Genomic DNA, 13255 nt, shown 5'->3' on the forward strand with positions numbered 1-13255 from the left:
TTCGTGGCGGTAGAGCGGGTCAGACGAACTGGTTCAGCACGATGGCCGCGATCAGTCCGGCGGCACCGATGAGGCCCAACAATTGCAGCAGCGTGAGGGACTTACGGGATACGGTAGGGATTTGTTGCGTAGTCACAGGAGAGGTTCTTAAAGATCGGAAAAAGCGAAATGGTACACGGGTCGAAGGCCAGACCATCTCGATTGGCGCAATCCCGTGCGTGTTAGATGCCATTATCGCCGCTCGATCGGGCTGAATTCCCTCCCGGGTGGAGATGGATTCATTCTCCACCGGAAGGAAAGCCAGCCTACGAAAGAGCCACCTCGGCGGCATGCTCAGACACCGCCTTCACAACCGCGCCAACAGCCACCGCTTCGAGCGTCAATGCGATATGCGCCACGCCAGGCACGATCGTGACCGGCACCACACGCCCCGCTTCCGCAAAGACCTCAGCAAATTTCCCGGCGTGAAACGCCTCGTCGTCCGCGCCGACCAGCACTTCAGTCGGCTGCCGCGTCGCCCGGATATCCGCGCGGTAATCCTCATGCGGACGAAAGTTCTGCATCAGGTTGTACGAGTACTGCGGCGTGAGCCTGGCGGCCGCTTCAGGCGACAACGCATAGGCCACCGTCGGCAGATGATTGAAAAGCGTGATGTGCAGTTTGTTGAGGATCATCAACACGATCACGCGCGGCAACCCAACATTCACCCACCCGCCGGCGGAGGGCTGCGTGGTCGGCGCTTTCTGATGAATGAACGGCGCAAGCAACACGTAACGGTCGAATGCCATTTGCCGCGTATCCCCCGCGAACCGCAACGCGAAACCGCCGCCCGCCGAGAAACCAACCAGTGTGCGCGGCCCGGCCAGCTGAACCACGTCGAGAAAGTCGCTGAGATCGTCCTCGAGCTGGCCGATATATGCGATCGCGCCTTTCTTGCCCGATTCACCATGCCCGCGCATGTCGGGCACGTAGACGTCGTAACCAGCCACGGCGAGCGCCTTCGCCAAGGTATGCAGGCTCACGCCACTCGCCGACGAGCCGTGGATCAGCACCGCGCTGCCTCGCACCCGCGTTATCGGGCTCGCATAGCGCCGATACGCGAGCGCCGCGTTATCGCGTGCGGTATAGCGTTCAACGGGGGGTAAATCGGAAGTATCGACCGACTTGAAAGGCTCATTGATCGACGCGAGCGGCGGCGGCTGTTTGGGCCCGCCCTTCACAAGCGCCACCGCCATGATGGCGAGGCCCACAAGGAACACGACAACCGGCACCACTGCAAGCAGTTCGGAACTCATCGAATGGACCCCTCGGGCGATTCATTATGATTCTGGATTTTGCCGATCGATGAGCCCGCGCTTCATGCGTCTTATGCGTCGTGCCATAGCCGGCGCCGCTGGCCCGCCACCCATCGCCGCCGACGATTGTACGGTCCTGCGCAGCGCCAAAAAACTCGAATATCAGGTATTCGACAATCGGTTGCCGCGACGTGAATCCCAGAAGCGGATCACCGCTTCGCCACCCGTGCCGGCGCCCACCCGCTGATCCGGCGCGCCGCTCTCGCGCAACAGCGCACGTAGCTCGTTGATGACCGGAAACACCTCGTGATTCCAGTCCGCGCCCTGCGTGTCGTGCGCGCGTTGTTCGGCTTCGACAATGGCGCGGTCTTCCTTGAAAATGCGTTCGGTGAACCACACGAGCAACGGCCACGCGAGATCGAGCACGCCGGGTATTCCCGGTTTGCGAATCGACAGCAAGCCGAACGTTCGGTTAGTGCGCTGCTCGCGATCGAGCGGCACGTAGACGATCCACAAACTCATCACCAGCGTCTGATCGGACGTGCGGATCTGCAGCGTCTGATACGGATACTCGGTGCGGATCGTCATCACGTCCTTGTCATTGTCGCCGCCGGTCTTGCGGCTCTGGCCGAACACGATCGCTTCGCCGATCGGCTGCTGGCCCGCCATGCGCGCAAACGTGTAATCGACTTCGACCCAGCCTTCGCCGCGCCGCCGCCCCAGCGAACGCGCGCGCATTTGCCCCATCTGCCGGCGATGCAGGAACTGATGGTTCATGTCCATCAGGTTCTCGTGCATGAACGAATAGTGGCAATTCACCGGACGGCCGAAACGGCGCGTCTTGTACTTCTTGTCCGATACGGCGCCGAACGCGGGTGGCGGCCGCTCTTCGGCCAAAGCGGCATCGCCGGGAAACACGAAAATCAGGCCTTCGATTTCGCGGCACGGATAAGATCGCACGCCATTCGGCAGACGTTCGCGGCCCAGATACGGCACATCGATGCACGTGCCCGCGCAGTCGTAGGTCCAGCCGTGATAGCCGCAACGGATCGATTCACCGTCCACCACACCCTGATGCAACGGCACCTGACGATGCGCGCAGCGATCTTCGAGCGCGAACACCTTGCCGGACTCCGTACGCGCCAGCACGATCGGCTCCCCCGCGAATGTCACACCATGCGTCTTGCCCCGCTTCACTTCATGCGTCCACGCGAGCGGATACCAGTAGTCAGGGTGAATACCGACGCGGCGCAGATCGCGCACGGGGGCGTTGTTGAAGGCCTGGTCAGGCGCGTGTGCATTCGCGGCTGCTGGGGCGTTGGATTGCGCGGCTGCATGAGCGGCCGACGCATCGACTGGCGCATCGACGGTGTCTTGCTCGAGCGGGGGAACAGCATGCATGAGTGAAGCCTCCGTGCACGAGCGGCTGGAAGGTGCCACCCCGCCATTCGCGGGCCGACATCGTTGCACAGTCTACTCGAACCCGAAGCGGCATGGTTCCGCCGACGGTACACCCTGTCCTGCTACGCAGCCCATGGGTGCAATCGCGCCTTTCTACCGCCCCGCGTGCGTCCAATCAGGCGATTGGCGGCTAACTTTCGTCGTGCGTCACGAGGCCGGAGCGGCGTTGCACACCCCACGAGCGGCCGCCACGCAGAAAATGCAGCCAGCCGAGCAATGCGCCGACATGCCGCACCAGTTGGAACGTGAACGGCTCGGTGATCGCCGCGAGCATCGCCATCCACAAACTGGAGCCGGTGCGCTCGCCGGTCCAGCCGCGATACAGATGGATACACCATAGATAAAACGCGAGATCGATCGCCGTTTTGAGGCCGATCACGCTGAAAATCGACACGACGAGCGCGCCATGCCCGCCGAACAGAAAGCCGAGCAGCAGCGCGAAGGCAGTCAGTCCGTAGATCGGCTGCATGGTATCGATGGCCTTGACCGGCAGCATCAGCATGCCCATCGTGCCGTAACGCGGGTTGCCGGTCATGTCGCGATTCCAGTATTGCGTTTGCAGGAAGCCCGCAAACCAGCGGCGGCGCTGCCGCAGGAAACTGCCGAGGTTATCCGGCGCATCGGTATGCGCATGGGCATCGCCGATCACGCGCACGTCCCAGCCGAGACCATGATCGACCGAATAGCGGCGCAGCCGATGAATCAGTTCGTAGTCTTCGACCAGACACTGCGGATCGAAGCCGCCCACGTCGACCAATGCCTCGCGTTTGAACGACGCAAAGGCGCCTGAAATCAGCAGCAGACTGTCGGCGCGCATCCACGCAAAGCGGGCGATGAAGTTGCGCATGTACTCGTAGGTCTGGAACCACTGGAACACGCGGCCCGATACCGACTTGCCGCATACCGGCACCAGAATGCCGGCCGCCGCGACGAGCTTCGGCTCGCTTGCGAAGGCGGCGCGCATCGCGTAGGTGGCATCGTCGTCGAGCAGCGTGTCAGCGTCGACGGTCATGACGGTGTCGGTGGACATGACCGTGATGGCGGCGTTCAGCGCACGCGCTTTGCCGCCGTGCGGCACGCGCAGCCAGAACAGATTGGGGTAAAGCGTGCTCGGCGCGCTCAGCACGCCGTCGGCCGCGGCAGTGAGACCAAAGCGCTCGGTGAGCAGTGCGTGGGTGGCATCGGTGGAGCCGTCGTCGGCGATCACGATTTGCGCCGGGCCATGCGTCTGACGCAGCAACGCCGCGAGCGTGACGGGCAACACCGCCGCCTCGTTATGCGAAGCGACGATCACGCCCATGCTCGGCAAGCTGCGCGCATCGAAGTCAGGCTCGAGCGGCCGGGTGGGCCGCATCAGCGGCAGCGTTTTCCACGTGACGAACGCGAGCAGCAACGTGTCATACACCACGTACGCAATACCTGTCGACCACGCCACCACGCCTTGCAGAAAGAACGCGCGCGCGAAGAGCAGCAGCCACAACACGACGACGCTGAAATGAATCAGCGTGCTCAGCAGCGTAGTGGGACGCGGCAAAATGCGCGGAGATGCAAGGGCGAGCGCCTGTTCCAGAGTTTTCTTCAAAATGACTGCTGAGTCCGTCGTTGGTGCGGTTGTTAGATAGAAGACAGCGTTGCGCGGTGCTTACGGCACCATGCGTTTCAGAACCGATTTGCGATCGATCCATTGATGCTTCAACGCGCCGCCGATGTGCATCGCCAGCAACGCATACAGCGCGTAGCCGAGCCACGTATGCAAGGCGCCGAAGCGGTCGTGCAAGGTCTCCTTGAGCGCCGGGTCGAGGTTCATCACGTAGCCGATGCGCGGCCAGGGGAACAGGTTGAACAGGCGCATTGGATGCGTGGCCGCGTCTTTCCACGCGGAATCGTGCAGCCAGCCCGACAGCGGCAACGCGATCATCAGCAGATACAGCAGGAAATGCGCGACATGCGCGGCGATCTTTTCCCATGACGGAAACTCGCGCGGCAATGGCGGCGGCTTGTGCGACACGCGCCACAAGATACGCATGAGCGCGAGACCGAGCACCGTGATGCCGATCGACTTGTGGGTATCGACCACCGGACGCACCCAGTCGTCGGGCCATGATTCGGCGCTCAGGCCAAGTACGACATTGCCGATCATCAGCAGCGCGATCAGCCAGTGCAGCGTGATCGCCGTGCGGGTATAGCGCGACGACAGCGGCGTGCCGGTCGAATCGTTCAGGGAATCGGCGTGGGTATTCATGGGTCGTTCCGTCTGCAAATGGTTTTCTTGCGAAAGCTGTTTGAAAATTCGGCCATGCCTGAGCAGGTTGCCTGAACAGGTTCAGTCGCGCCGCCGGTATGGAGCAAACGCTTTAGTGTGACGTTTTATTCCGTCAAGCGCTTGGCGATGTGTTTCAGATTATTTCGACCGCGCGTGGCGAGTCATTCTTTGAGCGCCGCTGCAACCCGAGTCCGCAAAGTCGGCAACACCTCTGCCTCGAACCACGGATTACGCTTGAACCAGGCAATATTGCGCGGCGAGGGATGCGGAAGCGGCATGACGTTTGGGCCGTATTCTCGCCAGCGCAGCAGTGTATCGGTCAGCGTCGGACCGAACGCGTCGCCGAGACCGAAACGCTGCGCGTATTGGCCAATCAGCAATGTGAGCCGGATCTGGCCTAATTGGGCAAGCAAGGCCCGATGCCAATGCGCGGCGCATTCGGGCCTCGGCGGCAGATCGCCACTCGCGCCTCTGCCCGGAAAACAGAAACCCATCGGCACGATTGCAAATTTCGAGGCGTCGTAGAAAGTCTCGTCGGAGACCTCGAGCCATGTGCGCAAACGTGCACCACTCGCATCGCTCCATGGAATGCCGGAAGCATGCACACGCGCGCCGGGCGCCTGACCGATGATCAGAATGCGCGAGTCAGCAGACGCCACGACAACCGGCCGCGGCGCATGCGGCAGCACCGGCGCGCACACCGTACAGGCGCGTATGTCACGCAATAACGTATTGAGTAACCTGGGATTCCTTGCGTTCATACCGTGGCGCGGATCGGGATTTGGTTTCTGGTGGGTCATGCAGGACGGCGAAAGGCTACGTTTACCCCGTCCGCGACATCGGGTCAACCATGCCACCCGAAACCGCCGGCCTACGAAGCGACGCCCGTCAGTGCTTTGCGAACCCGCTTTGCAAACCGATAGTGCCCAACGCCCCACTCATTCGCATTCGCGTACCCGCTACGCGTCACGCAGGACCCGGCCAATCGCGATGGCGGGATTGGCGAGCCGGGCACTTGTTCAGCGAAGTTAGGCGTGCGCTGGCCAATAGCGGTATCGTGTCGGCAACGCCCGCATCCGCCGACTTTTCCGCTCATGCCTACCCGCTTCAACGCAGCTTTCACCGCCCTGCTCGCCGCCGCCTTGTTCGGCGCGACCACACCGCTCGCCAAGGCGCTGCTCGGCTCGTTGTCGCCGTTTCTGCTGGCCGGCCTGTTCTATCTCGGCAGCGGCACCGGCCTTGCCGCCGTGATTCTGGCGCGCCGCCTGAAAGGTCACGCGGACGGACAGCCAGCCAATCAACACCGCTTCCCGCTGCACGACGTGCCGTGGCTCGCCGGCGCGATCGTGGCCGGCGGTGTGGCGGGCCCGGCACTGTTGATGCTGGGTCTGAAAACGACGCCGGCCGCCACCGGTTCGCTGCTGCTGAATCTCGAAGGCGTATTCACCGCGCTGATCGCGTGGATCGTGTTTCGCGAGAACGTCGACATTCAGGTGTTCCTGGGCATGGCCGCGATCGTCGCGGGCGGCGTCGCGCTATCCTGGCAGCCGGGCGCGGTCGGCCTGCCCTCCGGCACGCTGCTGCTGGCCGGCGCCTGCGCGTGCTGGGCAGTCGACAACAATCTCACGCGCAAGGTGTCGACTCACGACGCCATGTTCATAGCCTGCGTAAAAGGACTCGTAGCCGGATCAGTCAACGTGACGCTCGCGCTCACTCTTGGTGCATCCTGGCCCAAAGCCGCGACCCTCGCGCTTGCCATGCTGACAGGTTTCGCGGGCTACGGCGTGAGTCTCGTGCTGTTCGTCGTCGCGCTGCGCAATCTCGGCACCGCGCGTACCGGCGCCTATTTCTCGGTTGCCCCTCTATTTGGCGTGACCTTGTCGTGGCTGCTGTGGCCGGAGATGCCGCCGCTGCTGTTCTGGGTGGCCGCGGCCCTCATGACGCTCGGCGTCTGGCTGCACATCCGCGAACGTCATGAGCATCCGCATACGCATGCTCCGCTGGACCACACGCATCGGCATCGGCACGACGCGCATCACCAGCACGAGCACGATTTCCCCTGGGACGGCAACGAACCGCACACCCACCCGCATTCCCATGCGCCGCTCACCCATGCGCACGCGCATTTCCCAGATATTCATCATCGGCATACGCATTGATTTTCTGCGGCGCCACGTAGCGCGAGCGCTTGCGGCAGTGCAAGACAAAAATCTCTGTGGAACGATTTGTGCGATAGACCGATTCAATTGGCATCACGGCCAAACGCATCCTCTAATGAAACTCCTGTCGTGCGCGCCCGCTCATGGCACCCCCGCCAGCCCACCCCGCCTGCCCCGGAGATATCCATGTCCCAACCCGAGCCTAACGTCGACGAATTGGTGAAAAGCATCGCAGAGGAAACCGACACACCCACCGAAACGGTTTCGAAGATGTACGCGGACACGCTGGCCGACTATCGGCACGAGGCGCGTGTGTTCGACTACGTGCCGCTGTTCGCCGCGAAGAAAGTACGCGACACGCTGCGCCATACGTCGAAGCACAAACACTGATACGGCGGCGCGCGGAGACCACTGCTTGCCTGTAACACTCTGGATCGACCTCGCTGGCTCGCGTGGCGATTCGCTAGAACGCGTACCGAATTATTTTTGATTCGCCAGAACGCGTACCGATTTATTTTTCCCACTGCTAGACTCTGACCCGGATACATCGACTCGGGGGAAGACGGCATGCGGGTGACGATCGTAGGCGCGGGCATTGCCGGCTTGAGCACGGCATGGTCGCTCGCCAAGCTGGGACACGACATCACGCTGATCGAGCAGGGCTCGATTCCAAATCCACTCGCCGCCTCGGGCGACCGGCATCGCATGATCCGTCGCGCTTATGGCGACGCCGACGGCTACGCACGCACCATCGCCGAGGCGTTCGATAGCTGGGACCTGCTGTGGAATGACCTGGGCGTGTCCCACTATGCAAACTGCGGTGTGCTCGGCATTTCGCAGCATGCGGGCGATGGCGCGGAGCTCTTCCGCGCCGGGCTCGACCGGATGAAATTCGACTATGAGCAGCTCGACCCGCGCGAAGCGGCCGAGCGTTATCCGTTTCTCGATCCCGCCACGTTTCGCTACGCCTATCTCGATCACGATGGCGGCGCGCTGTTTAGCGAACACATCGCGCGCGACATGAAAGCGTGGCTCAAGATGCGCGGCGCGGAGATTCGCACCCACGCCAAGGTGCTCGCCGTCGATGCCCATGCGGCCTCCGTGCGGGTCGAGGACGACACCATTATTCGCGCCGACCGGCTCGTGGTTGCCGCCGGGGCGTGGACGCTGCAATTGTTCCCCGCGCTTGCCGAAAACCTGATGACTTATCGCAATGCGGTTGCCTATATGGAGCCGCCTGCGGATTTGGGGGACGCATGGTCGAATGCGCCCGCTATCGTCGATATTGGCGGCGATAGCGGTGGTTACGTGTTGCCGCCGATCGACGGCGTCGGTTTGAAGTTCGGGGCCGGCGTGCATAAATCACGCGCGCCCGATCCTGATGCCAACCGGGTCGCGGCGCCTGGGGAAGGCGATAGCCTGCGCCGGTTGTTTTCACCGCCGTTCAGCCGCATCGGCGAATATACGGTTACCGAAGTAAAAACCTGCGCCTACACGTTTACTGCGGACAACCGTTTTTTTTCGAAGCGCATCGGCAACACGCTGGTGCTGTCGGCATGCTCGGGCCACGGCTATAAATTCGGTGCGGCAGTCGGGCGCCGGGTCGCACAAGCACTGGATACCGACGACGACGCCACGCTCGCGCGCTGGCTCAGGGCGGAAACGGTTTAGCTTTATTTCTTCATAACAATACGGCGTTCACGTTCTAGCCCACGCACCACGGCGGCAAGCCGCGCCACCAGCGCGTCCGCTTCGTGCGGCTTGATACCCGCGTAGCCAAGCATGAAGCCGTTGTAGTGCGTAACGTTTTTAGCAGACGGCTGACAAAACGCACTGAGCGCCGCGATATGCAAGCCGTGCTCACGCGTCGCTGCGCTCACGTCCTGGTCGCACAGCGGCGCATCGAGCCGCACCGTCAGATGCATGCCGCCGCCATCGGACGAAATGGTCACCAGGTCGTCCATATGCCGCTCGATCGCATGCACCAGCGCGGTGCGACGCTGCTGATACAGTCGCCGCATGCGCCGCAAATGCCGCGCATATTTCCCGCTGTCGATGAAATCCGCCAACGCGATCTGTTCAGCCACGCGCCCTTGCCGGGCAATCTCGCTGAGCGCCTCCTCGATTTCGGCGACGAGATGCGCAGGCACGACCATGAAGCCCATACGCAGCGCTGGGAACATCGTCTTGCTGAAGGTGCCGAGGTAAATCACCGGCGCGTCGGCCGCGAGGCCCTGGATCGACGGCAACGGTGGACCGTTGTGGCGCAGTTCACTGTCGTAATCGTCTTCGATGATCCATGCACCGCGCGCCACCGCGTTCTCGATGATCGACCAGCGCCGCTCGAGGCTCAGCACGCTGCCGAGCGGATATTGGTGCGACGGCGTGATGTACATCAGGCGTGGGGGCGTCTGTTCCCAGTGATCGGGCGTCGGCGCCATGCCGGCCGCGTCGACGGGAATCGGCACCAGTTGCAGACCCGCTGCCTGGAATGCGGCCTTCGCGCCGTGATAGCCGGGATCCTCGACCCAGACACTGTCGCCGGGGTCCGCCAGCATGCAGGCGCATAGATCGAGACTCGCCTGCGTGCCCGAGGTGATAAACACCTGCTCCGCCGAACAACGCACACCACGCGACACGCGCACGTATTCCGCAATCGAGCGGCGCAATGCGGGGTGTCCGGCGTTGTTGCCGTAACCGAGTTCCCGTGGCTCGACCGCGCGCCATGCGCGCTCCATCGAGGCACGCCATTGCGCAAGCGGAAATTCATCGAGTGCGGGCACGCCGGGACGAAACGGCGTGGGGTCGTCGGGATTCGTGCGCTCGCGCGGCAGATCGGCGACGCGGCGCGACAGATGGTTTTCAGGCGTCTGCACGCTGCCGCTTGCTGCGGAGATCGAAGCGCCCGAACCGCTCACCATGCTGACGATAGAACCATGCCGGCTCGCCGTGATGAAGCCCTCGTCGGTAAGCCGCTCGTACGCGTAGAGCACCGAGTTGCGCGCAATGCCCAATTGTTCGGCAAGCGCTCGCGTAGCAAGAAGACGGCTGCCGTGGCGGATATCGCCATCGAGAATCGCGCGACGCAGACTCTCGTAGAGCAAGTCCTGTTGTGTAAGCTTGCGCCCACCCATTGCGCGTTCGACGTTCGACATCAACAGACCGTAGTCCAATTTCGTGGCTCCAAATTCTGGTCGTATTGTGGAGCTAACAATGGTGCCACAAATTTCTTATGCTGACGGTTCTGGAGTCGCCGAATACTCTCGAGAGAGGCCCTTGCCATGAATACGCATGCACGTCACGCCGTCACCGCACGCCTGCGCTATGGCGCCGCGGTGAAGTGGTGCGTGGCGTTGGCGTGCGCGGCTTATGCCTACTACGGGCTGCTTGAGCCGGCAGCAACGGCACGCGCGAGCCTGGATGCCTGCGTGAACGAAAATCTGGAGCAGCACAGTAGCGCAGCCGGCGCAGCTTCAGCAACGTCCGCAACACCTACTGCAGAAGAAGAGCGCGAGCAGGCGTTCAGCGCGGCCGTCTATGCTTGTTCAACTCAGCCTTAGCAGCGACGACGCACTCGCCCTCAACCATCACAACACAAGGAGCCACACCCATGTCCGACGCGATTCAAATCCGCCCCGTCACGCCCGCCGACTTCGATGCGTGGCTGCCGCTGTGGGACGCCTACAACGCGTTCTACGGCCGCTCGGGTGAAACGGCATTGCCGCGCGAAATCACGCAAGTCACGTGGGGGCGTTTCTTCGACGCTTACGAGCCAATGCACGCAATGGTCGCCGAACGCAACGGCCAGTTGCTCGGCCTCGTGCACTTCCTGTACCACCGTCACACGACCATGGTTGCACCGACCTGCTATCTGCAAGATCTCTACACGCTGGAAGCCGAGCGCGGTAAAGGTGTCGGCCGTGCATTGATCGAAGCAGTGTATGCACGCGCCAAGGCCGACGGTTTGCAACGGGTCTACTGGCAAACGCATGAGACGAATCACACGGCAATGAAGCTGTACGACAAGGTCGCCGATCACTCCGGCTTCGTGGTGTACCGCAAGGCGTTGTGACGTTGTGATACAGCGCAGCAGGCCCGCCTGGCGGGCTTTGCGTCCCCGCTTCGCATCCCCTTCTCGCGTCGCCATTCTTGCGCGGCCACACATCGCATTCGCATGGCCGGCGGCCCATCCAGCCGGCATGCGTAGCGCATCGCTCTCATCGACACACACCGCATTCGTTCCCTTCGCCGCTCAAGTTTGCAGGCAGCCTGCCGTTATCGCCATTGGACGGAGCGCCATCTGGCTCCCACGCGACCTTGGGCGATCTCCTCACGAAGGGACGCAAAACGAATCGGAAACTGTACATGCCTTCGATCATCGGCATCGATCTTGGAACCACGCATAGTCTTGCGGCAGTCTGGCGCAATAACGAGGCTGCCCTCATCCCGAACGCACTGGGCGATGTGCTAACGCCGTCGTGCGTCTCGATCGATGACGACGGCTCGATCCTCGTCGGCCGGCCTGCCCATGACCGGTTGCACACGCATCCCGAACGCACCGCTGCCAACTTCAAACGCTACATGGGCACGAATCGCAACGTGACGCTTGGCGTGCAAACACTGCGTCCTGAAGAACTGTCTTCGCTGGTGCTCAAATCGCTGAAAGCCGATGCCGAAGCATTCCTCGGCGAAACGGTAAGCGACGCCGTGATCGCCGTGCCCGCCTATTTCAGCGACGCGCAACGCAAGGCCACGCGCATCGCCGGCGAACTCGCCGGGCTCAATGTGCTGCGCCTCGTCAACGAACCGACCGCGGCCTCGCTCGCGTACGGCGTGCATCAGCGCGACAGCGAACGCAAGTTCCTGATCTTCGATCTGGGCGGCGGCACGTTCGATGTCTCGGTGCTCGACTTCTTCGAAGGCGTGATGGAAGTGCGCGCCAGCACGGGCGACAATTTTTTGGGTGGCGAGGATTTCACGGAAGCGCTCGTCGAGTTGTTCTGCCAGCGCAATCGCCTTCAAGTCAAATCGCTTACTCCGATTGCCGCACAACGTCTGCACCAGCAGGCCGAACGTGCGAAGCGTCTGTTCACGCAGAGCGGTGCCGATAGCGTCACGCTCAAGCTCACGGTTGGCGATAACGAGCACAACCTCGAACTCGACGCGTTGGCCGCGGAACGGACCTGCGAGCATCTGCTGCAACGTCTGCGCAAACCGGTCGAGCGAGCGTTACGCGATTCGAAGATCGCCGTGGATGCGCTCGATGAAATCATCCTCGTCGGCGGCGCCTCGCGTATGCCGATGGTGCGCAAGCTGGTCTCGAAGATGTTCGGCCGTTTGCCGGCCGCCAATCTGAACCCGGACGAAGTCGTCGCGCTTGGCGCCGCCGTGCAGGCCGGGCTCGTCACGCGAGACGCAGGCCTCGACGAAATGGTGCTGACCGATGTCGCGCCGTATAGCCTCGGCATCGATACTGCGATGCAGGTCAGTGCCAATCAATATGTGCCGGGACATTTCTTGCCGATCATCGAGCGCAATACGATCGTGCCGGTGAGCCGCATGCAGCGTATTTTTACGGTCAGCGACCGTCAGCGGATGTTGAGCATCAAGATATTCCAGGGCGAAGCGCGTTTGACCGTCGACAACGTGGCGCTCGGCGAATTCACGCTTGAGGTGCCGGTCAAGCCGGCTGGCCAGGCCGGTGCGGATGTACGCTTCACCTACGACGTCAACGGCGTGCTGGAAGTGGAAGCCACTGCATTTCCCGATGGCGTGAAGCGCGCGATGGTGATTGAAGAGAACCCGGGCGTGCTGACGCCGGAAGAAATCGGTGAACGACTCGCGGCCCTGGCTGCGTTGAAGATTCATCCGCGCGATCAGTTGGAGAATCGCACGCTGCTCACGCGTGCGGATCGCGTCTACGAGGAAACGCTGGGGGAGCATCGGCAATATCTGGCTGCGCATATCGCGCGCTTTCAGTCGCTGCTCGAGCGGCAGAACGCCGAGGAAATCGCCCATGTGCGCAGCGAATTGAGTGCGTTGCTGGATCGCTTCGATGTGCATGTGACGTACTGACC

At 62.3% G+C, this 13255-nt stretch carries 12 protein-coding genes; 6 read left to right on the forward strand and 6 right to left on the reverse strand.

Annotated features, from left to right (window positions below; genetic code table 11):
• Nucleotides 1–305: 305 nt before the first annotated feature.
• From KHO23_RS18265 to KHO23_RS18285, 5 genes are all read right to left on the reverse strand, one after another.
• Nucleotides 306–1295 (reverse strand): alpha/beta hydrolase, encoded by a 990-nt coding sequence (locus tag KHO23_RS18265; RefSeq protein ID WP_211612618.1) that lies wholly within the window; start codon nt 1293–1295, stop codon nt 306–308.
• Nucleotides 1296–1457: 162 nt separating this feature from the next.
• Nucleotides 1458–2696: an aromatic ring-hydroxylating oxygenase subunit alpha gene (locus KHO23_RS18270; protein ID WP_211612619.1), complete on the reverse strand. Its 1239-nt coding sequence runs from the start codon at nt 2694–2696 to the stop codon at nt 1458–1460.
• A gap of 190 nt (nt 2697–2886) precedes the next feature.
• Entirely contained in the window at nt 2887–4338 is a 1452-nt protein-coding gene (locus tag KHO23_RS18275) for a glycosyltransferase family 2 protein (protein ID WP_211612620.1), read from the reverse strand.
• Between the two features lie 60 nt (nt 4339–4398).
• Complete coding sequence (locus KHO23_RS18280; RefSeq protein ID WP_211612621.1) at nt 4399–4998, reverse strand: cytochrome b; 600 nt, start codon at nt 4996–4998, stop codon at nt 4399–4401.
• A 182-nt stretch (nt 4999–5180) separates the two neighbouring features.
• Nucleotides 5181–5780, reverse strand: a complete 600-nt coding sequence (locus KHO23_RS18285; protein WP_236066905.1) for a uracil-DNA glycosylase family protein — start codon at nt 5778–5780, stop codon at nt 5181–5183.
• Nucleotides 5781–6113: 333 nt separating this feature from the next.
• Between KHO23_RS18285 and KHO23_RS18290 the strand changes: the two genes are divergently transcribed.
• From KHO23_RS18290 to KHO23_RS18300, 3 genes are all read left to right on the forward strand, one after another.
• On the forward strand, nt 6114–7178 hold the full coding sequence (locus KHO23_RS18290; protein WP_211612623.1) for a DMT family transporter: 1065 nt from the start codon (nt 6114–6116) through the stop codon (nt 7176–7178).
• Nucleotides 7179–7364: 186 nt separating this feature from the next.
• The gene (locus tag KHO23_RS18295) at nt 7365–7568 is read left to right on the forward strand and encodes a DUF3562 domain-containing protein (protein ID WP_211612624.1); all 204 of its coding nucleotides are present in this window, start codon (nt 7365–7367) and stop codon (nt 7566–7568) included.
• 177 nt (nt 7569–7745) lie between these two features.
• Nucleotides 7746–8849 (forward strand): NAD(P)/FAD-dependent oxidoreductase, encoded by a 1104-nt coding sequence (locus KHO23_RS18300; protein ID WP_211612625.1) that lies wholly within the window; start codon nt 7746–7748, stop codon nt 8847–8849.
• Between the two features lie 2 nt (nt 8850–8851).
• Here KHO23_RS18300 and pdxR read toward each other — a convergent pair whose 3' ends face one another.
• On the reverse strand, nt 8852–10351 hold the full coding sequence (pdxR, locus tag KHO23_RS18305; protein ID WP_211612626.1) for a MocR-like pyridoxine biosynthesis transcription factor PdxR: 1500 nt from the start codon (nt 10349–10351) through the stop codon (nt 8852–8854).
• A gap of 108 nt (nt 10352–10459) precedes the next feature.
• Here pdxR and KHO23_RS18310 point away from each other — a divergent pair, with 108 nt between their 5' ends.
• The 3 genes from KHO23_RS18310 (at nt 10460) to KHO23_RS18320 (ending at nt 13253) form a co-directional block, all read left to right on the forward strand.
• Nucleotides 10460–10738 carry a hypothetical protein gene (locus tag KHO23_RS18310; protein WP_211612627.1) on the forward strand — a complete coding sequence of 93 codons (279 nt, stop codon included), beginning with the start codon at nt 10460–10462 and terminating at the stop codon, nt 10736–10738.
• A gap of 50 nt (nt 10739–10788) precedes the next feature.
• Nucleotides 10789–11250 carry a GNAT family N-acetyltransferase gene (locus KHO23_RS18315; RefSeq protein ID WP_054034106.1) on the forward strand — a complete coding sequence of 154 codons (462 nt, stop codon included), beginning with the start codon at nt 10789–10791 and terminating at the stop codon, nt 11248–11250.
• A 293-nt stretch (nt 11251–11543) separates the two neighbouring features.
• Nucleotides 11544–13253, forward strand: a complete 1710-nt coding sequence (locus KHO23_RS18320; RefSeq protein WP_211612628.1) for a molecular chaperone HscC — start codon at nt 11544–11546, stop codon at nt 13251–13253.
• Nucleotides 13254–13255 lie beyond the last annotated feature (2 nt).

Source organism: Paraburkholderia haematera, assembly GCF_905220975.1.
Lineage (GTDB): Bacteria > Pseudomonadota > Gammaproteobacteria > Burkholderiales > Burkholderiaceae > Paraburkholderia > Paraburkholderia haematera.